General features: G+C 64.7%; 14 protein-coding genes. 3 read left to right on the top strand and 11 right to left on the bottom strand.

The annotated features are described in order from the left end of the window. Nucleotides 1-162 precede the first annotated feature (162 nt). The 4 genes from ACTHN9_RS06330 to ACTHN9_RS06315 all read right to left on the bottom strand — a co-directional run bounded on the left by ACTHN9_RS06330 (nucleotide 163) and on the right by ACTHN9_RS06315 (nucleotide 4,078). A complete protein-coding gene (locus tag ACTHN9_RS06330; RefSeq protein WP_440535902.1) occupies nucleotides 163-513 on the bottom strand; it encodes a hypothetical protein in 351 nt (116 codons plus the stop codon). A 350-nt stretch (nucleotides 514-863) separates the two neighbouring features. Continuing rightward, the gene (locus tag ACTHN9_RS06325; RefSeq protein ID WP_440535901.1) at nucleotides 864-1,625 is read right to left on the bottom strand and encodes an immunity 52 family protein; all 762 of its coding nucleotides are present in this window, start codon (nucleotides 1,623-1,625) and stop codon (nucleotides 864-866) included. Nucleotides 1,626-1,938: 313 nt separating this feature from the next. Next, entirely contained in the window at nucleotides 1,939-2,928 is a 990-nt protein-coding gene (locus ACTHN9_RS06320; protein WP_440535900.1) for a lysozyme inhibitor LprI family protein, read from the bottom strand. Nucleotides 2,929-3,166: 238 nt separating this feature from the next. Then, nucleotides 3,167-4,078: a LysR substrate-binding domain-containing protein gene (locus tag ACTHN9_RS06315; RefSeq protein WP_440535899.1), complete on the bottom strand. Its 912-nt coding sequence runs from the start codon at nucleotides 4,076-4,078 to the stop codon at nucleotides 3,167-3,169. Nucleotides 4,079-4,258: 180 nt separating this feature from the next. On the opposite strand from ACTHN9_RS06315, the gene ACTHN9_RS06310 reads away from it, so the two are divergent. Continuing rightward, on the top strand, nucleotides 4,259-5,491 hold the full coding sequence (locus ACTHN9_RS06310) for a multidrug effflux MFS transporter (protein ID WP_440535898.1): 1,233 nt from the start codon (nucleotides 4,259-4,261) through the stop codon (nucleotides 5,489-5,491). Nucleotides 5,492-5,648: 157 nt separating this feature from the next. On the opposite strand, the gene ACTHN9_RS06305 is transcribed toward ACTHN9_RS06310, so the two are convergent. Further along, nucleotides 5,649-6,737 carry a zinc-binding dehydrogenase gene (locus tag ACTHN9_RS06305; protein ID WP_440535897.1) on the bottom strand — a complete coding sequence of 363 codons (1,089 nt, stop codon included), beginning with the start codon at nucleotides 6,735-6,737 and terminating at the stop codon, nucleotides 5,649-5,651. A gap of 107 nt (nucleotides 6,738-6,844) precedes the next feature. Between ACTHN9_RS06305 and ACTHN9_RS06300 the strand changes: the two genes are divergently transcribed. After that, nucleotides 6,845-7,777, top strand: coding sequence for a LysR family transcriptional regulator (locus ACTHN9_RS06300; RefSeq protein WP_440535896.1), 933 nt, complete (start codon nucleotides 6,845-6,847; stop codon nucleotides 7,775-7,777). Between the two features lie 45 nt (nucleotides 7,778-7,822). Here ACTHN9_RS06300 and ACTHN9_RS06295 read toward each other — a convergent pair whose 3' ends face one another. The 6 genes from ACTHN9_RS06295 to ACTHN9_RS06270 form a co-directional block, all read right to left on the bottom strand. Further along, a complete protein-coding gene (locus tag ACTHN9_RS06295) occupies nucleotides 7,823-8,332 on the bottom strand; it encodes a hypothetical protein (protein ID WP_440535895.1) in 510 nt (169 codons plus the stop codon). 147 nt (nucleotides 8,333-8,479) lie between these two features. After that, a complete protein-coding gene (locus tag ACTHN9_RS06290; RefSeq protein WP_440535894.1) occupies nucleotides 8,480-10,591 on the bottom strand; it encodes an HlyD family efflux transporter periplasmic adaptor subunit in 2,112 nt (703 codons plus the stop codon). Nucleotides 10,592-10,631: 40 nt separating this feature from the next. Continuing rightward, entirely contained in the window at nucleotides 10,632-12,086 is a 1,455-nt protein-coding gene (locus ACTHN9_RS06285) for an efflux RND transporter periplasmic adaptor subunit (RefSeq protein WP_440535893.1), read from the bottom strand. Between the two features lie 12 nt (nucleotides 12,087-12,098). After that, nucleotides 12,099-12,944 carry an efflux RND transporter periplasmic adaptor subunit gene (locus tag ACTHN9_RS06280; protein WP_440535892.1) on the bottom strand — a complete coding sequence of 282 codons (846 nt, stop codon included), beginning with the start codon at nucleotides 12,942-12,944 and terminating at the stop codon, nucleotides 12,099-12,101. Continuing rightward, nucleotides 12,941-14,527, bottom strand: coding sequence for a TolC family protein (locus ACTHN9_RS06275; RefSeq protein WP_440535891.1), 1,587 nt, complete (start codon nucleotides 14,525-14,527; stop codon nucleotides 12,941-12,943). Before ACTHN9_RS06275 ends, ACTHN9_RS06280 begins: the two co-directional genes overlap by 4 nt. 23 nt (nucleotides 14,528-14,550) lie before the next feature. Next, entirely contained in the window at nucleotides 14,551-19,179 is a 4,629-nt protein-coding gene (locus tag ACTHN9_RS06270) for a hypothetical protein (RefSeq protein ID WP_440535890.1), read from the bottom strand. Between ACTHN9_RS06270 and ACTHN9_RS06265 the strand changes: the two genes are divergently transcribed. After that, nucleotides 19,163-19,599, top strand: a 437-nt coding sequence (locus ACTHN9_RS06265; RefSeq protein ID WP_440535889.1) for a hypothetical protein, incomplete at its 3' end; no start/stop codon positions are given. The two genes, ACTHN9_RS06270 and ACTHN9_RS06265, sit on opposite strands and share 17 nt — an antisense overlap.

Genomic DNA, 19,599 nt, shown 5'->3' with positions numbered 1-19,599 from the left:
ATGATCGGACAACTCTCTTGAATGGGGTTATTTGTTCAAATCGATGCGCTGGCCGTTGACGGTTATGCCCGAGTCGTCCATGAGAATGACCGAACCGTTGTGCTGCAGTTGAATGCCTTCCGGCGCGAGCATGATGAAGCTTTCAATGCACGAACAAAGTCTTTACCACTCGTGACGCAGCTTGCCAAGTCCAAAAAAGCCAAGTGCAGTGCCGACGATCGCGGCCCAGAACTTGACTTTCAGAATGAACCACGCGTCATCGGGCCCCATAGAGGACACACGAAGGTCATTTCCATAATCCCAGCTTCCGCCGAATGCGGAGGTCAAAAGATTCCATCCGTGCGTACCCAACAGCCAGACTGCGAGCAATCCGATTATCACAACCGGTACAACCCACCCCGGCCAATCAAAAAGGTCCGTTGTGAGATCGGCGACGGCATACGCGCAGGCGAAGAAAAGGAGTGTTCCAATGCCATAGGAGAACAAGGCGTTTGCTGATTCAAAAAAGTTCATAGTTCCATTCTTGATTTCGTTGATTGATCCGGTGGATTATCCTGCCGCCTGGCGCGGATAGTTTGCCACGACCGACTCGATATTTTCAGTGTCACCTATCGCCATTGATAGGTAGGAGCGACCCGGGATCTTCGAGCCGGGGTGATTGAGCTTATTGGCAAAGCAGCTGGCACAATAGGCAACTCGGCAATCAGGTCGATACGAGCTGCAACTAGCGGTGCATCCCGTTTTCCGCCCCGCTACCGCACGAGATTCAGCGCATGGGCGGCTCTTGAATTCGACGACCGACAGCGTCAGCAGGTCCATAGCGACGCGAGCTTCCTAGCTCGCACGCAATCGACTACGCCGATTCAGATGTCAGAGTAGCGCGGCAGCAAGTCCTGATCGACGAGGCGTATCTCGATACGGTTGGCGATCTCGACGTGCTCCGGGTTGCCCACCGAGAACACAGCGTCGGTGACGCTCACGATGATCGTACCGGTTTGCTTGTGGCTTGCATCGGGTACGGGTATCAGCGCGCGAGCCTCGGGCACATGCTGCGCAGTGAGGAACTTCGGCAGATAGATCATCCAGCCGACACCCGGCTTGTCATCGAAAACCTGTTTCGGCGAATACTTGCGCGGCGCGGCTGTCACGTAAGACGGCGCGTATGCATCAGCGATTGCCGCAACGACTTGAGCGACCGATTGAAAATCGCCGAGCCGGGAAGCGTTCGCGCCCTCTTCGCCTAGAGAGAGGTCGAAATCATGCGTCAACGGATCGTTATCAAACCCCAGCGAGAGCGCCGCGCCGTCTTTCTTTTGCTCGCGTCCATTCCACATGGCGATCGACTTCGCGAGGTGCCCTTCATTTCGATATTCCTCGTTCAGCACCGCGATAGCCGCTGTCGTTGGCGTGCCGTCAGCTTCGTAGACCGGGTAAAGAAGCGCCTCGTCCTTGGTGTCCCCTGTTAAGAACCATTCCGATAGGCGACGATCCTTAGCAGCGAGCAAGTCAATGACCCGCCGTGCCCGTTCCAAGTGGAAGGCGTAGGCGGATTGAGCAACGTCAAGCGTTTCGCGAAATTGCGCTATGAATTGCATGGCTTTACGGTCGATAGACTGAGGGGACATCTACGCGGCGCAGGTCCGGCAGCAGGTATATGCGGGTAAATGCGACCAAGCAAGTCCCGCAAGATTGCGAAATCGCCCTTGCAGAGCGAGCAAGAACCTGTGTAACCATGCCGGGAAAATTACACAAAAATTCGGAATTTCAGAGAACATGCCGCGCCGCACAAAGACGCCCTAACCCATTACTGGCAAAAATTTTCGGAAAATTCGAGAATTTTCACGAACGTCCGCGACGGTTCCTTTTAATCCGTTGGTCACGTGTTCGAGTCACGTATGGCCTACCAGAATGAAGGGCTTAGCATGCGCCGATATCCCATCAATCCGGCAGCGGCTCGTAGCGGATCTTCTTACTCCACTTACCGTTGACGAGTTGCTCGTCGATGATTTGCATCTTGCCGTCTACCGCGTTCAGTGCGTCCTCGGTGTGCCGCGCCACGGCAATCGGCACGTCGTGTTGGATTTCGTAGGTGGTCAGTACGTGATAGCAGCAGCCGCCCTTTGCAAATGTGCGAATACGCTTATGCACGGCATCGACTTCGAAGAAGCCGAGGCTTTCGAGAGCCAACTCCGTCATCGCATCGTTGTACACGAAGCGCCCCGTCTTCGGTTCGAACAAGTAGACCTCGTAGCTCGGGCCGCCGTAGCTGCCCTCGTGACCGGTCTGGACACCGAAATCCTCGTACCCGTCGAAATCGAAGTCGCCGACGTTCAGGACGCCCTCATCGTCGTATCGCCGCGCAGCGTTGACGATCGGCGCACCGCCGTCGGTTTGCCGACTCACGACGACGTTCGGTAGGTTGATCGTCTGGAGCGGCTTCGTCTGCCCCTTGCCATACACGAGCAGTTGGGCCGGCCCCTCGCAGGACGGCTCGTCGCACGCCTCGAGCATCCGCAACACGAAGTCATGCTGTTTCGCCGCGCGAGTCAGCCGAAATGTCGGGCCTTCGACCGGCGCTTCCGGACTCGGGAAAGCGGGAATTGTCTTTAGTTCGTCGATGCGCGCCCGGTAGGCCTCCTTGAGTGCGGAAAGATCGGCTTTGCCGCCCAGCGCGCGCGACTTGAGCCACGCCCGCTGCTCCGCACGCAATCGGTCGGCGCTGCCGCCCTGGCCTTTCACGGCGTTCCGATAGGCAACGGCCAGCTCCCTATCGAGCGCCGATAGCTGCGGGTCGTCGCAGATCGCATGCTCGATCGGACTGCTGGCCGCGCCGCAGTCGAAGCTCGCCGCTCGTACGGCCGGGACCAACAATGCGGCAACCGAAATCGTCAGGCATGCGCGAACTGCACGGGTAAGACGCAACGACATCGCAGACGTATCCTCAAAGGTGATGGGGCGGCCAGGCTCGCGGAGCTGTACCGCGCGCCGCCGGGAGTCGTTAAGCCGAATCGCAACGCGTCATTGTAATGAGCGAGGGCGCAGGGCTACTCGGTATCGCGCTCGCCATCATCAAGCGCTATTTCCACTGCAGCACAGCGCCGCATGGCGGGATACACGCCGTCGCAGCAACGTGGCGGCGCCATGCCCCCCATGCCCCCCATGCCCCTCAAGCGCTCAGTGCGATCTCGCCATTCTCGTGGCACGCTTCGAGCGCCCGCAAGAAGTGCCGTATCCCGGCCGTCTGCGCATGCGTGCGCCAGACCAAATGAATCTCGACGACCAGCGGTAGCCAATCCACGTTCTTGAACACCACCCCGGGCGGGCTCATCCGCTGCATGCTCGCTTGCATGATCGAGACGCCCAGCCCGGCGCTGACGAGCCCCAGCGTCGTCGAAATGTGAGGGACTTCGAATTGAATGTCCGGCATGAACCCGCTCGCCTCGCACGCCGCCAGAAAGCGCTCGCGCGCCGCCGGATTGATCGACTTCGGCAGAGCGATCCAAGGTTCGCCATCGAGGTCGCTCGGCGCAATCGCGCTTCGCGCGGCGAGCGGATGATCGTCGGCGACGGCGAGTACGAACGGCTCGCTCGTCAACAAGCGGCTTGTCAGCGATTCCCTCGGCTTCGGCAAGTTGTAGAGGAACGCGATGTCGATCAGCGAGCGCTCGAGCGCTTCGACCTGCTCCCCGGAGCGCATCGCCGCTAGCTTCACACTCACGCGCGGGTATGTCGTGCGAAAGCGCCGCAGCGCAGCCGGCAACGATCCGTTGTGCACGACGCCATCGCAGTAGCCGAGCGACAGTGAACACGCTTCGCCCTTGCCGATTTGCCGCGCACGCTCTTCGATACGCTCCGCACGCCCCAATAAATCTCGCGCCTGTTCCAGAAAATCGCGCCCTGCCGGCGTGAGGCGCACACGCTGCTTGATGCGCTCGAACAGTTGCAGCCCGAGATGATCCTCGAGCTGACGGATCTGGCGCGAGAGCGGCGACTGCGAGATGTGCAGCCGCTCGGCTGCCCGCGCCACGTGCTCGGTCTCCGCCACCGCCACGAAGTACCTCAGTTGCTGAAGCTCCATGGTTATGTCCTTTTTGGCAACAAGTCTGATCCATTAAGTCTTGGACGGCATTATAGGCCGTGATTAAGCTGGGTGCCTACGATCGGAAACCTGCCGGTTCTACCCGCTCCAACGCCCGATCGGCGTTCGAGAAAAGGGACGGCGGCGTTTGCCGATGCATCGGATTAAAGGACACCGACAATGAACCAGCCTCGCTTCGCCATTCCTCAAGGCGTGTTGCTCGTCACCCTTGTGCTGCTCAGCGCGAGCGGCCTCGTCGCCTCCGACATCAACCTGCCCGGCATGCCGCTCGCCGCGCAGGCGTTCGGCACGCCGATCTCCGCGCTTCAACACACGTTCAGCGTCTATATCGTCGGCCTGGCGCTCGCTCAAGCGCTTTACGGCCCGCTCTCCGATGCCTATGGGCGCAAACGTCTCGTCATCGGCGGTATGCTGCTCTATGCCGTTGCGTCGGTGGCTTGCTTGTTGGCGCCGAACGTCACGGCGTTCGGATTCGCACGCGTGCTTCAGGCGCTCGGCGCGGGGGCCGGCATGGTGATCGGTCGCGCCATCGTCAGCGACATCTTCGATGCAAAGAAAGCCGCCCACACGTTCACGACGATCATGCCGATCGTCGGCGCCTCGCCCGCGCTCTCCCCGCTCATCGGGGGGTACATCACGACGTATGTGTCGTGGCGCGCGCCGTTCTTGTTCACGGCCGCGCTCGGCATCGCCGCGACCGTCCTGCTCGCCGTCTATATTCCCGAGACGGTGCCCAAGGCCAGCCGCCACAGCAATATCGCGCGCACGTTCCGCAGCTATCCGATGTTGCTCGGTAAGCCTAAATTCTGGTCGTACGCGGTCAACCTTTGCGTCGGCTACGCGGTCTACCTCGGCTATCTGGCCGCCTCGCCCGTCATCCTCGTGGGCATGGGTTTGTCGACGAAGACGATCAGCTACTGCTATATGAGCCTGTCGGTCACCTACATCGCCGGCAACTTGACCTCGCGGCACTTCGCGAAAACACGCGGCATCGATCGGATCATCGGCGTCGGGTATGGCATTCTCGCGGCCGGCGCCGCCTGCCTGGCGATAGCCAGCTTCGCCGGCGCCACGCCGTTGCCGATGATTGCCGCGATGTCGATCATCGCGCTCGCGAACGGCTTCATCCTGCCGCTGTCGTTCGCCGGCGGCGTCACGAGCTTTCCCGATAACGCCGGGGCACCGTCGGGGCTCATGGGCGCGATGCACATGATCGCCGGCTCGCTCGCGATTTACCTCGTCGCGGCGCTGCCCGGCACCGTTGCGGCACTCGCCGCATTCGTCGTCGTGGTCGCGGCGTTCGGGTGCATCGGGTTTCCGGTGCTGCTGCGCGCGTCGAAAACAGCGCGGCCCAAGACAATGGCTGTCTGCACGTCCAAGCACGCCGCATAGAAGGCTAGCCGGCGGCTCGCGAACCGCTGCACTCGGCCGCGGCGATGCAGCCGCGGCTGAAACGTCACTTCGTCTGAAAAATCGGCATGAACGCCACGTTCATCGGTCCGCATATCACACTGCGGAAGCGACGGGGCTGGCTCGCCAAACCCGGCGTTCAGCCCCAGCTACGCTCCCCCTCGTTCGATACCACCGTGCACTGCAGCCCTTGTGCGCTCCCGGCGCGATCGATCGCCGCTTCCAGTTGCGTAAAGGGATAAGCCGTCACCTCCACGCCGTCGAGCGCCAATTGGCCCGACGCGACGAGTGAGACCAACGCCAGATAATCCGCACGGGTGTACATGAAATTGCCGATCAACGCCCAGTTGTTCAGCAGCATTTCGCCGTACGGGATCGACAACGGGACTTGCATGCTGCCCATCAGCACGAGCCGGCCATTGCGACGCAAGCTTCGCAGCGCCGCTAGCGTCGCATTCGAATCGGTCGCGTGCCCCACCATATCGAACGCCAAATCCGCCCCGCCACCCGCGGCCTCCCGAATCGCCACGACATCTTGGGCATCGTCGCCCGTCAGTACGACCGACTTCACACGACCGCCGCCAAGCTCCACGAGAGGAGCCAACGCCTGCGCGCGGCGCCCCATGGCTACGACGCGGCTCGCCCCAAGCGCTAGCGCGGCCAGCACCGCCGCCGAACCGAAGTAACCGCTCGCCCCGTTGACGACGACCGTTTCCCCCGCCGCAAGCTGTCCGCGCCGCAAACCGCCGAACGGCACGGAAAACTTGCCGAGCGCAGCCAGACACCGCGACGGCACGGCGTCGAGCCCGTCCAGCCCGACAATCGTCGAAGCCGGAAACTCGGCGAGTTCGCGCAGCGTTCCGTGCCGGAAGGTGGCGAGCATCGGTGCGCTGCCGGCGCTGATCCCGGTCAGGCCGATCAAGACTTGCTCGGGTTCGCACACGCCTTCGTCGGCACGCCAATACGGGTTCACGGCCACGCGCTGCCCCACGCGGAAACCGAACACGCCCTCGCCCACCGCCTCGATGCGGCCAATGCCGTTCGTTCCCGGCGAAAAAGGCCCCGGCGGAAACGCATAGGGGAGCTTGCCTTCGAGGTATGCCCGCGTATAGCTGAGCAGCGGCACCGCCTCCATACGCAGCAGCACCGCGCCGTGGCGCGGTTGCGGCTCCGGTCCGTCGCGCAGGGCCAAAGGCTTGCCGGGTGCGTCGAGCATCCACGCTTTCATGGTCGTTTCCTCCGTTAAGTTCGAGACACCGAATGAGATCGGACGATTGAACTCTAGCGAGGGTCGACGTATTCTTGAAATCAATTAATAGGATGGCACCCATCAATATGGTTGATTTGCGAGGCGTCGATCTCAATCTGCTCGTGTCGCTCGATGCATTGCTGGAAGAGTCGAATGTGACGCGGGCAGCCGAGCGACTGCATTTAACGCAACCGGCCGTCTCCACCCAATTGGCGCGCCTGCGTCAGTTGCTCAAAGATCCGCTCTTGATCCCGGCGCCGAGCGGCCGCGGGATGGTGCGCAGCGTGTTCGGGACCGAACTCATGAGCCCGCTCAAAGCCGCGTTAGCCCAGCTCGAAGCGGTCGTTCGCCGCCAAAGTTCGTTCGATCCGTTTGCCGACGCACGCCGCTTCACGATCGCGGGCAGCGATCAAGCCGTGGCCGTGCTGGGATTTCACTTGATGCGCTCATGGGCGAAGCGAGCCGGGCCCAACGTCCAGCTTGCGTTCGTCGCGGGCGAACAGTCCGCGAGCATCGAGCGCTTCGAGCGCGGCGAGATCGATCTTCTGATCGGCTCCGAGCGCATGGTCCCCGTGTGGGCCAAGGCACGCAAGCTTTACGACGAACGCTTCGTCTTCATTCAACGTAAGGGTCATCCGCGTGGGGCAACGCCGCCGGATCTCGACGCCTATTGCGCGCTCGACCACGTGCTCGTTTCGACGAGCGGCGGCAGTTTCTTCGGCTTCATGGACGAGCATTTGCAGGCGCTCGGGCGGACGCGTCGCGTCGCCCTGTCCATCCAGCATTTCATCGCCGCGCCCGAACTCGTCTCGCTCACGGACTACGTCGCGACGCTGCCCTCTCGGCTGGTTACCCGTTACCGCAACGCGCTCGACGTGTTCGAGCTGCCCTTTCAGGCGCGCGGCTTCACGATGTTCGCCGCATGGCATCCACGCAGCCAGTTCGATCCCGCGAGCGTGTGGTTGCGCGACACCCTGGCCGACATTGCCGAGCATTGGCCGGACGATGCCCGTCAATAGCCGCACGCGAACGTTCGCCATGGCGATGACCATGGCCATGGCCGTTCAGCGCTCGGGCGAACGCAACAAAGCGGCGACGGCGAGGCCTAGGGCAATGCCCACGTAGACGCGCGTCATCGAGCGAGGCCCGAGATGCGCTTCGAAGCCCGGCGTCAAGCGCTTGGGTACGACGTGATAATCGACGACATAAGCGGTCGCGGCCGTTCCCGCAGCCGCGGCAACGACGGCCGCTGGGTGCTTGCGCGGCGCGCGCGGCACGATGCGCTCGAACAGCAGCGCCCAAAACACGGCTGCCGCTTGATGGATGGCAAGACCCAACACCGTGTGACGCACGCTGAAGCCTTGCTCTCGCGGCGCACGTTCGGGCCACACGCAGTGGGTCACGGCATTGAGCGGCGCATAGGCCGTCGAGCCCTCCTTACGCGACGAATAAGCCGCGGCGCCTGCCGCGCACAATCCCGCGACCATGCCCGAGGCCGCCGCGCGCCGCCAGTCGAGCAAACGCGCGCAAGCCGCCGCACAGGCTCCCCACTTCGCTGTTGTCAGTAATTTCATCGCGCCCTCAAAGATCGGCAATCCGTCTGCCACGAAGAAGCATCATGCGTGCCGCCGCGCGAAATCGGACGCAAGCGAGCACGCCGCGCCGAGCGGCGCGTTCGGCATCCGGCTGGCGAGGGCTTTGTGCGGTCGATGCACTCAGCGCTACGCCCCGCTCTCGCGCTCGAACACGGACGCCAGCCATTTGAGCCCGCGCCAGGCGAAGCTTTGCCTCGCCCCGCCGATCGTCGCCGTCCCGACAAGTTCCCGAGGCCACGCTTGACCCGTCGGACACGCGCCGATCCGCACGCGATAGATCGCGGCCAGCGGGACGAGCTGGCGCGTACCCGGCTGCTGCTGCACCGGCAGCGGTCCGCCATAGACGCTCGCAAGCGCAGGCACATCGAGCGTCGAGACGTTGACGCGATCGATCGCCGTGACCTTGCACTCGAGCGCCCCCCGCTCCGGCAGCGAAGCGACGAACGTCACGCGATCGCCCGCCGCCACGCGCGCGGCGTCGTCCTCGCCGATATACGCCTCGCCTTTGACCCCCGTCGGTCCAACGACATCGAACAGATGCTCGCCGCGCGGCAGCCAGGTGCCCGGCGCCCAGGCTTCGTCGGTTTGCACGACGCCGTCGAACGGGGCCCGCAACGTCAATTGCGCCGTTTGCGCCGCGAACCCCGCCACCGTTTCGCGCGCCGCATCCCAACGTCGCCGCAACGCCACACCCTGTTCGAGTAGGCGCTCGTCGAACGGCTGCTGCTCGAGCTGCCAACGCAGCAGCGCTTCTTCGGCCTGCGCCGCTTGCAGCTTGTGCGTGAGATCGGGCGACGCCAACACGGCGAGCACATCGCCCGCCCGCACGCGCTCGCCGTCGCGTGCGATCGCCGCGTCTGTGGTGACGTAGGCGGCTTCGGGCGCATAGAGTCCTTGCGCGCGCTGCGGCCCGAGCACGGCCGGCGCGCCGACACCGCCATGCCACGGCAGCACCAACGACGCGAACAGCACCGCGGCGACGATGGCCGTGCGGCGGGTTTCGCGGCACCAGCGCAACGCCTCGCGACGCTGCCAACATCCGCCGACCTCGCGCACGATCGGTCGCGCGATAAACCATCCGAATTCGACGCAAAACAGCGCCAATCCCATTGCCTTGAAGAAGGCGTGATAGACGACGAGTGCAATCGAAAAGAACACGGCGAGCCGATACAGCCAAGTCGCGAACGAAAACGCGATCAGAAAGCGTCGGCGTCGCGGCGCGCACGGTTCGGGTTGCGGATCGCCGAAGCCGAACAACCGCTCGTGCAGCCACCAGCGGCCGAACGCAAACGCGCGGTCGTGCAGATTCGGCATGTCGAGCCAATCCGACAGCAGAAAATAGCCGTCGAAGCGCATGAACGGACTGGCGTTGATCGTCAGCGTGCCGATCCAGGTCGTCGTCGCGAGCAAGAACGCCCCCGCCCGCATCGGCCCGTCGGGCAATACGCTCCAAGCCAGCGTCGCGAACGCGGCCAGCGCGAGTTCGGTCAGCATGCCGGCGGCGCCGATGCGCAACCGTTCGGCGCGGCCCGGCACCTTCCAAGCTTCGGTCGTATCGGTATAAAGCACGGGCACCATGACGAGCAGCGCCACCCCCATCGTCGGCACCCGGCATCCGTAGCGATGCGCCGTGAACGCGTGCCCGAATTCGTGCAACACTTTCGCGCAGCCTAGTGCGAGGCCGATCGCGACGAGCCCGCGCAGGTCGGCGTAGCCGTGAAACGTGTGGATGAACTCATCCCATCGGCGCGATACGAGCACAAGGCCTGTAAGCGCCATCAGCGCGACGACCGCCCAGAACGCCGGACGATACGCGATCTCGGCGTAGCGCGCGAACCGCCGCAGGAACGGCATCGGCCGCCACAACGGCACACGGATCATCAAGTAATGCTTGAGCAGCCACATCGCATGCGAGAGCTTGCTCGCTTGCGCGTAGCGGCCCAGCCTTCCGGTATCGTCCGCATTCGTCGAAACGAGCAAATGCTGCTGCTGAAGCGTGCGCACGAGCGCTTCGAAGTCGTCCAGCGTCAGCGTCAGCGTTGTTTCGGCATTGACCGAGGCGACGATCGCCTGCGCATCGTCGAGCGGCCAGCGCGAGAGCATCTCGAACGCGGGCCAGCCGATCTGAAAGAAGCGATTCGCGGCCGGGTCGTGCAGCATCCAGGTCGGTGCGCCGTCGGGCGTCGCCGCGCCGCTCGTCAGGCTCAGTTCTTGGCGAAGGGGTGGGAGACGGGACATCGGAACGCTATCTCGGGTGTGCGCAAGCGGCCTGCACGGCCTACCAGCCGAGCCACTGGCGCGCGGTTGCAAGCGGCCGGCGCAACAAATAGTAGGACAGGGGCACCCAACGGCCATGGATGCGCGCGGTGCCCATGACCCCGAGCGGCGGCTTGACCGTACCGACGAAGGTGGCTTTGACGCGATAGGCGACCACCCCTTCCGGCGTGGGCTCGGCGCGGTACGCCACGGTATCGATGCGCGCGTCGTAGGCCGCGAGCGGCGAACTCTTCGGATAGAGCGTGAGCATCGCGCCCGGCGCGATATCGACGTTATCGGCAACGGGCACATAGGCCGTCAGCTCGACGCTGGCCGGATCGGCGAGCAGCATCACTTTTTCGCCGATCGAGACGGCTTTGCCGTTCCAATCGTTCGGATCGGAGAAGACCGCCACGCCGGCACGCGGCGCGTTCACGCGCACGCGCGCGAGTTCGCGCTTCGTGTAGTCGAGTTCGACGGCGCTCTCGTCGAGCTTGCCCTTGCGTAGCGCCATGTCGAGCCGGTCCTTGTCGTCGGTCACGGCGAGCTGCGCCGTTTGCCGATATTCTTCCTGCGCCGTGGCGTACTGCTTGTTCGCCAGCGCATAACGCGAGGCGAGCGCGGTCGAATCCAATGCGAACAGCGGCGCACCGGCGGCCACACGCTGATTCGGCTGCACGGCGAGACGGTCGATGACCCCGTCGAGCGGCGCGCGCACAACGAACGGATCCTTCGCCGTGACTTCGGCCGGCGCGAGCACCGTCAACGGTACGGGAACGATCAGTGCGCAGACGATCGCCGCGAGTACGCGGCGCCGATGCTTGCCCGCGCGCAACGCAAGCTTCGCCCGCTCCATCCACGACGTGCGCGGCGAAAACGCCGCGAGCGCATGCGACCAGACTCGCGCGAGTTCCGCGAACAGCGCTTCGTCGATAGGCGTCCAAGGCTGCTCGCGCACGAAGACGACGCCGCCGAGCGAGCGGCCCGTGCGATCGATGAGCGGCACCCACAGGGCATGCGTCGGCCACCAGGCATTCCAATCGGCGGCGAGCGCCTCGGGCAGACTATCGAAGGTCAACGCTCGCGGCCATGCGCGCTCGGCGGAATCCGGCTTGGGCGCATCGCCCGCAGCGACCGTCGCGGTGCTCGCATCGATATCTCCGGGCGCCTTGGCCTGCGATGCACCGGCGGCCGTGGCGCGCGCCGAGCGACGTTCGAGTTCGCGACACACTTCGCCGAGCCATTGCACGTAGGGCGCACCGGGATCGCTTTGCGGCAGTCCCGACACGGCCGCGACGGCGCCGGGCACCGGCGCGGGCGCGCGCCACCATGCCGCTTGGCGATACGGCACGAGCGAAAGCGATTCGTTGACGATCACGAAGCCGAGCGTTTCCTCGCTCGCCGCCTCTCGCGCACGCGCTGACAATTGCCATAGCACGGCGAGCGTGGTCGCCTCGATCTGCAGCGGGGCATTCATGGCAAGCAGCGGTTAGTGGCCGGCACCGGCGAAGCTGGCCCAGCCGCTCATGCCGGGCAGCAGTTCGGGCGCATGGCCCGACAGCGCGGCCGTCACGTCCACCGTTTGCGTCACCGGATCGACGCGCGCGCCGATGCGCGCCACCGTGGCCGGGTACGTCTTACCGACTTCGTCGACATTCACGCTGAGCGGATGACCGGGCTTGAGCCAAGCGAGCCATTTCGACGGCACGATCATCTTCAGTTCGAGATGGCTCGTATCGACCACCGTGAGCAACGTCTTGCCGGGTTCGGCGAACTGCTGCGCCGCCGCGCTGCGCTTGAGCACACGTCCGTCGAACGGCGCGGCAATACTGCACTTGCGCACGGTCGCCTGCATATAAGCGAGTTCGGCTGCACTCGCCTTCGCTTTTGCATCGGCTTGCTGAACGTCGACTTCGCCGATCGAATGCAGTTGCGAGAGCCGATCGTCGACGCGCTTCAATTGCACCGCCGCTTCGGCCTCCGCCTGCGCCTTATGCATTTGCGCGGCGTACAGCGAGCAATCGAGCGAGACGAGCGTTTGGCCGGCGCGGAATGCATCGCCCTCGCGCAACGGCATCGAGGCGATCTTCGCGCTGATCTCGCTGGACAGATCGACTTGATCGCGCGCGACGAGCTGAATGCGGATGCGGCTCTCGTCCGCCGCGCGATCGGCACCGGATACCGCCGCCTGTGCCGGTGCCGCCGCAACCGAGACCTGCGCTGGCGCCTTCGCGGCTTGCGGCGCCGCAGCCCATGCACCTTGCGACGCCATCGCCATCGCCGTCACCATTGCCAGGGCCGCACCGCGCAGCCCGGTCTTGCACCTTCGATTCATTGAGTCTTCGCTCCATTCGCACCGCCGAACGAGGCCCAACGTGCTTGCTCCTTGTCGATCGATTGCTCGATCGATTTCAGGTCGTCCTTGTCGACTTTGCCCGGCAGCGGATCGAGCCCGAGCGTCGCGAGCAACTGCCCGTATGCGCTTTCGAGTTCGCCGTAGCTTTGGTACAGACGCAACTCGGACATCATGGCGGACGTTGCCGCGCGAATCTCCTCGAGCTTGCCTTGCGCGCTGGCCACGGTGGCGTTATGCGTATGCGTCAAAATCTGCGCATCGACATCGTCGAGTTGCTTGAACAGATCGAACTGGCGCTGCTTCGCCGAGAGTTCGGCGCGCGCGACGTGCACTTGCGTCAGCACGGCCATCGACAGCGCGAGCTGCTGCGCATGCGCGACGTCATGCTGGGCATCGGCCGCGCCGCGGATGCTCTTCTCGTTGAGCAAGTTCAGCAGGTTCCAGCTCACGTTCACGCCGGCGGCGCGCCACGAGTGAAACATCAGAAAACTGTTGCTATCGTAATGCGAGCCCAGTTGCAGCTCGATGCCCGGCAGCAGCTTGGCGATCGCCTTATGCGTCTCGTTCACGCTGATACGCTCGTTGTAACTCGCTTCGACCAACTCGGGCCGGCGTTCCAATGCGGTCTCCTCCATCTGAGCCATCGGCATATCGAACGTCGGCGCTTGGAACCCCTGCGGCGGCGCGAGCGTGAAATCGGTGCCCGGCGCGATGTTCATCAGCGAAGCAAGCCGGGGCTTGGCCTCTTCCAGTTGATCGCGCACGGCTTCGAGCTGACGCATGATGTCGAGCAGCGCGTGCTGATAAGCGAGCGTTTCGAGCGGCGAACGCAAGCGTTCCGTTTGCGATTGACGCGATTCGTCGAGCGCTTGCTTCGCCTGCGCCAGCAAGGGGCCGATGCGGCTCTCCAAGCGCTGCGCGCCGGCGGCCTCCCAATATGCTTCGCGCACTTGCTGCATCATCAACTGCACGACCTTGCGCCGGCGCTGTTCGACGACAAGCACGCGATCGGCCTGCTCCTTCGCCTCGAAGTAGCTCACGCCGAAGTCGAGGATATTCCACGAGAACGAGAGATCGGCCGTGCGCTCGTCCCTATCGCTCGAATACGAGGGCGGCAGCGATTGTCCGCGCGTGAAGTAATCCTCCGACGACGACACGAGCAAATTATTGCGGTTCGTGTAGCCGGCCTGCGCGGTCAGCTTCGGCAACATATCGAAATTCGCCAAATCGAGCTGCTTTTGCGCCAGCGCCTCTTCCATCATCTTCAAGCGATGATCGAGGTTGAAGCGAATCGCGCGCGCCATCGCCTCTTCGAGCGTGATGGGCCCGGAGAGCGGCGGCTGGCCCGCGAACATCGCCGTGCGGTCGGCCTGCGCCGTTTGCGCGCGCTCGGCGTCCGTAAACGGTGTGGGGTGGATCGCGCAGCCGGACAGCCATAGTGCCGCCACGGCGGCGGCGATCAGCGAAGGGCGCGTCGCGCGCCGCGGGCCGGCCGCGCGCGGGCAATCGCGCGCGCCGGCAGGTGAGGAAGCGGCTTCGGCAAAAGTCGTGTGTGGGTTCATTGTTCTTGAAAGAGGACGAAAATTCATGCGCGACGAACCGTGCGCGCTACCTGTGCCGCCTGCGCCCCATGCAAGATAGGCGCGACGTGCAACGCCGCGCGTGCTTGGGCGAATTGGCGATCCAGCGAAGGCTTGCCGACGGGGTGTGCCGCACGCGAGGCGAGCGGTTGCACGAGATCGAGCGCCGCATGGCCGTTGGCATGGCCGTTCGAATCGGCATGCGGATGCGCGCGATTCGGGTGCGCGAGCCCATGCCCGTTGCCGCGCGCATGCGGCGCGAGCACGACATCGCGACGCGAAACATGCCCCGAGGCATCGTGCGACTCGACGACGATCCGCACGTCCTGCGCACCCGGCGGCACCTTGCCGCGCAGTACGCCGCTCGCCGCGTCGTAGTGCAGCCAACCGGGCAGCGAGCGTCCGTCCGCCAACCGCACGGTGACATCCGATGCCCCACCCTGCAGCGCCTGCGACGGCGGCAACAGCGTCGCGACTTCGATCGAGAACGGATCGTGTTCCGGCACCGATACATCCATCTCCGACGCCGCGGTCGGCATCTCCGACGACTGGCTCACGGCCAGCGTCGCATCGAGCGCGGTGGCGTCGAAGCGCGATACCGTCGCTCGGTCGACCGAAAAGCTGCCGGCCGGCGCGCTCGGATCGGAGAACGTCATCGTCGGCACCACGGGCACCGATCCGATCGGCCGCGTGCTGCCCAATTCGTCGAGCACGTCCGGCGCATCGGTGTTGTCCGCCCCCGTCGAATGCGAGAACGACGATGTCGAGTTCGACGTATCGGTTGTCGTTGCAGGCGCCGCCGGCATCGCCGCGCTCGGCGTGCCGCCCGCCGGCCCCGTGACGATCGAAATCGTATTGGACGCCGCCACGCTCGTCTTCACGCCATCGGTGATCGTGAACGCGACAGTGCGGCTGCCGCTCGCTCGGAACGCCGAATTCGAATACGTCACGGATTCGAGCGCGCTTTGCCATTGCGCCAGCGTCGGCTTGCCGCTGCCCGTCCACGTCAACGTCAACACGCCGGTGGCGGCGTTGTAGCTTGCGCCGAAGCCGGCCGTTGCCGGCCCGTTCGCGAGCGCCAACGTATCGTGCGCCGCGTCGAAGCCGCTGTCGATCGCGACCTGCGCGGATGTGAGCGTCGCGCTCGGATCGCGGTCGCCCACGATCGCTTGCGGCGCCACGGCCACGGGCGTCGAACCGGTTACTTGGGAGGTGAACGTCGCACCGCCGCTCACGGACAGCGTCGGCGTTTGATCGGTATCGGTCACCGTCACGCTACGTGCGGACACAGCGCTGGCCGACCCGTTGCCGTCCGTCACCGCGAAACCGATCGTACGCGTGGCGTTGTCGGGCACCACCGCTGTATCCGTGTAGGTAACCGAAGCCAACGCCGAGCGCCACGCGTCCAAACTTGCCGTGCCGCCCGCCGAGGTCAGCGTCAGCACACCCGTGCTCGCGTTGTACGCCGCTTGGATGTTGCCCATCGTCGCGCCGTCGTTCGCGAACGCCAACACGTCCTGCCCTGCATGAAAACCGCCCGTGATCGCGACCGTGGCCGAAGCGACCGACGTATTGCCGGCGCTCACGCTGGCGTCGGTCAATGTCAGGCCCGGCGAGACCACGACGGGTGTCGAGGTGGCGTTATCGGCGGCCGAAAACGACGCGGCACCCGCGTCGGTCGTCACTTGCGGGCGGTCGAAGAAGGCGACCGTTGCGCTTGCGGCCGTACTCGTTTTTGCGCCGTCGCTCGTCGCAAATGAAATCGCGCGATTGCCGAAGCTCGTGTTGCTGCTCGCGAAGGTCACCGCGCTCAACGCGCTGGACCACTGTGCATCGGTGGCCGTCGCACCCAAGGACGTCAGCGTCAATACGCCCGTTGCCGCGTTGTACGAGGCGGCGATGTTGCCGAACGTCGACGCACTCGTGTTGGCGAAGCTCAGCGTATCGCCGCTGTGGAAGTTGCCCGTGATCGATACCGTGCCGGACGCTTGAGTCGGACTATCGAGATCCGTCACGCTCATATGCGGATTCACGATCGTCGGGGTGGCGCCCGCGGTATAGCTCGACGCGCCCCCGATCGTTGTCGTCACGACCGGCGTCTGATCGGTATCGGCCACCGTGACCGTGCGCGTGGCCGTGTTGCTTGTCGTGGCGCCCGTATCGACCGCCGCGAAACTGATCGTGCGCGTCGCATTGTTCGGCGTGACCGCCGTGTCGGTGTAGGTGACGGCATCGAGGGCCGCCTGCCACTGCGCGAGCGAGGCCGATGCGCCCGAGGACGTCAGCGTCATCACACCCGTCGCTGCGTTGTACGAAGCGGCGATGTTGCCGAAGGTCGCCGCACTCGTGTTCGTGAACGCGAGCATGTCCTCGCCGCTATGGAAGTTGCCCGTGATGGCGACCGTCGCCGAAGCGAGCGTCGGCGAAGCGCCGTCCGTCAGCGTCAATCCGGCATCGACGGCCACCGGCGTCGATGCCGTGTTGTCGCCCGCGACGAACGCGGCCGAGCCCGAGTCCGTCGTGATTGTCGGCGGACCGAGCACGTCCACGGTATCCGTCGCCGCGGTACTTGTCTTCGCGCCGTCGCTCGTCGCGAACGAAATCGTGCGGTTGCCCGGGGTGGCGGTCGAACTCGCCGAGAACGTCACCGCGGACAACGCATTGGACCACTGCGTGTCGCTTGCCACCGCGCCCGAGGACGTGAGCGTCAAAACGCCCGTCGTCGAGTTGTACGAGCCGACGATATTGCCGAAGGTCGGCGAACTCGTGTTCACGAACGTCAGCGTGTCGCCGCTGTGGAATCCGGTGGTGATCGATACCGTTCCGAGCGATTGCGTCGTATTGTCCAGATCGACGACCGTCGCGTGACCGTCGATGGTCGCCGCCGAGGTGCCGCCCACGTAGTTCGTCGTGCCGCCCGTCGTCGAAACGACCGGCGTTTGATCGGTGTCCGCCACCGTGACCGTGCGCGTGGCCGTGTTGCTCGTCGCCGCACCCGTATCGACGGCCGCGAAACTGATCGTACGCGTCGCCGTGTTCGGCGTGACCGCCGTGTCGGTGTAGGTGACGGCATCGAGCGCCGCCTGCCATTGCGCGAGCGAGGCCGACGCGCCCGCGGACGTCAGCGTCATCACGCCACTCCCGGCGTTGTACGAAGCGGCGATGTTGCCGAAGGTCGACGCACTCGTGTTCGTGAACGCGAGCATGTCCTCGCCGCTATGGAAATTGCCCGTGATCGCGACTGTCGCCGAAGCGAGCGTCGGCGAGGCGCCGTCCGTCAGCGTCAATCCGGCATCGACGGCTACCGGTGTCGATGCCGTATTGTCGCCCGCGACGAACGCGGCCGAGCCGGAGTCGGTCGTGATCGTCGGCGGCCCGAGCACGGCCACCGTATCCGTCGAGGTGGCACTGGTCTTCGTGCCGTCGCTCGTCGCGAACGAAATCGTGCGATTGCCCGGCGGCGTATTACTGGCAGATCCAAAGGTCACCGCGGACAACGCATTGGACCACTGCGTGTCGCTTGCCACCGCGCCCGAGGACGTAAGCGTCAGGACCCCTGTCGTCGAGTTGTACGAACCGACGATGTTGCCGAAGGTCGCCGAGTTCGTGTTGGCAAACGCCAGCACGTCGCCGCTCTGAAATCCGCTCGTAATCGACACGGTCCCGGACGCTTGCGTCGTGTTGTCCCGATCGGTCACTGTGATGCCGCCGTCGATCGTCGCCATCGACGTACCCGCTAGGTAGTTCGTCGTGCCGTGCGTGGTCGTGACGATCGGGGTTTGATCCGTGTCGATCATCGTGACCGTGCGCGTGGCCGTTGCGCTGGTATTGCCCGCGCCGTCTACCGCCGTGAAGCCGATCGTGCGCGTCGCGTTGTTCGGCGTCACCACCGTATCGGTGTAGGTAATCGACTGCAATGCGCTCTGCCATTGTGCAAGCGTCGCCGTCGCACTGGACGAGGTGAGCGTCATCACGCCCGTCGCCGCGTTGTATGAGGCGGCGATGTTGCCCATCGTCGCGCCGTCGTTCGTGAATGCGAGCCGGTCCTCGCCGCTCTGAAAGCCGCCCGTGATCGCCACCGTCGTCGAGGCGAGCGTCGCGGCGCTGCCGTCGGTCACCGTCAAGCCCGAATCGACCGCCACCGGTGTCGAGGTCGCGTTGTCGCCCGCCACGAATGAAGCCGAGCCGGAGTCGGTCGTGATCGCCGGCGGCGCCGTCATGCTGATCGTGTCCGTCGCCTGCGCGCTGTTCTTCGTACCATCGTTCACCTGGTACCAGATCGTGCGGTTGCCGTACGTCGTGCTCGTGCTCGAGAAGGTGACCGAACTCAGCGCGCTGGCCCATTGCGCATTCGTGGCGCTACCGCCGATCGAACTCAGCAGCAGCACGCCCGTTCCCGCGCTGTACGACGCCTGGATGTTGCCCATGGTCGCGCCGTCGTTCGTGAAGCTCAGCACGTCGCCGGTATGGAAGCCCGTCGTGACCGCCACCGTGGCCGAGGTCTGGGTCGCGTTGTCGAGATCGCTGACCGAGACGTGACCGTCGATGGTGACGCCCGCCGATGCGCCCACATAGCTCGTCGTGCCGCGCGTCGTGGTCACGATCGGCGATTGATCCGTGTCTGTCACTGTCACCGTGCGCGTAGCCGCGCTGCTCGTGTTGGTTAGGCTGTCCGTCGCCGTGAAGCTCACGGTGCGCGTTGCGCTATTGGGCGTGACCGCCGTGTCGGTGTACGTGACCGATTCGAGCGCGCTCTGCCATTGGGCCAGGGTCGCGCCGCCAGCCGCGGTCAGCGTCAATACGCCCGTGGCCGAGTTGTACGAACCCGCGATGTCGCCCATCGTCGAGCCGTTGTTCGCGAAGGCCAGCCGGTCCTCCGCGCTGACGAATCCGCCGGTGATGGCGACCGTGGCGGAAGCAAGCGTCGACGTGGCGCTGTCGGTGAGCGTCAGCCCCGCATCGACGGCAACCGGCGTCGACGTCGCATTGTCGCCGGCCACGAACGCCGCCGAGCCCGAATCGGTCGTGACCTGCACCGGAGTGACGACGTCGAC

Origin of the sequence: Trinickia sp. (assembly GCF_051953405.1) — a bacterium.
GTDB lineage: Bacteria > Pseudomonadota > Gammaproteobacteria > Burkholderiales > Burkholderiaceae > Trinickia.
The sequence above is the reverse complement of the archived record's forward strand: the minus strand, read 5'-3'. Positions and strand labels throughout refer to the sequence as shown.

What these genes read in the sequence shown, in the direction of transcription:
- ACTHN9_RS06330 (WP_440535902.1), bottom strand. Translation starts at nt 513, where the DNA reads ATGAACTTTTTTGAATCAGCAAACGCCTTGTTCTCCTATGGCATTGGA.
- ACTHN9_RS06325 (WP_440535901.1), bottom strand. Translation starts at nt 1,625, where the DNA reads ATGTCCCCTCAGTCTATCGACCGTAAAGCCATGCAATTCATAGCGCAA.
- ACTHN9_RS06320 (WP_440535900.1), bottom strand. Translation starts at nt 2,928, where the DNA reads ATGTCGTTGCGTCTTACCCGTGCAGTTCGCGCATGCCTGACGATTTCG.
- ACTHN9_RS06315 (WP_440535899.1), bottom strand. Translation starts at nt 4,078, where the DNA reads ATGGAGCTTCAGCAACTGAGGTACTTCGTGGCGGTGGCGGAGACCGAG.
- ACTHN9_RS06310 (WP_440535898.1), top strand. Translation starts at nt 4,259, where the DNA reads ATGAACCAGCCTCGCTTCGCCATTCCTCAAGGCGTGTTGCTCGTCACC.
- ACTHN9_RS06305 (WP_440535897.1), bottom strand. Translation starts at nt 6,737, where the DNA reads ATGAAAGCGTGGATGCTCGACGCACCCGGCAAGCCTTTGGCCCTGCGC.
- ACTHN9_RS06300 (WP_440535896.1), top strand. Translation starts at nt 6,845, where the DNA reads ATGGTTGATTTGCGAGGCGTCGATCTCAATCTGCTCGTGTCGCTCGAT.
- ACTHN9_RS06295 (WP_440535895.1), bottom strand. Translation starts at nt 8,332, where the DNA reads ATGAAATTACTGACAACAGCGAAGTGGGGAGCCTGTGCGGCGGCTTGC.
- ACTHN9_RS06290 (WP_440535894.1), bottom strand. Translation starts at nt 10,591, where the DNA reads ATGTCCCGTCTCCCACCCCTTCGCCAAGAACTGAGCCTGACGAGCGGC.
- ACTHN9_RS06285 (WP_440535893.1), bottom strand. Translation starts at nt 12,086, where the DNA reads ATGAATGCCCCGCTGCAGATCGAGGCGACCACGCTCGCCGTGCTATGG.
- ACTHN9_RS06280 (WP_440535892.1), bottom strand. Translation starts at nt 12,944, where the DNA reads ATGAATCGAAGGTGCAAGACCGGGCTGCGCGGTGCGGCCCTGGCAATG.
- ACTHN9_RS06275 (WP_440535891.1), bottom strand. Translation starts at nt 14,527, where the DNA reads ATGAACCCACACACGACTTTTGCCGAAGCCGCTTCCTCACCTGCCGGC.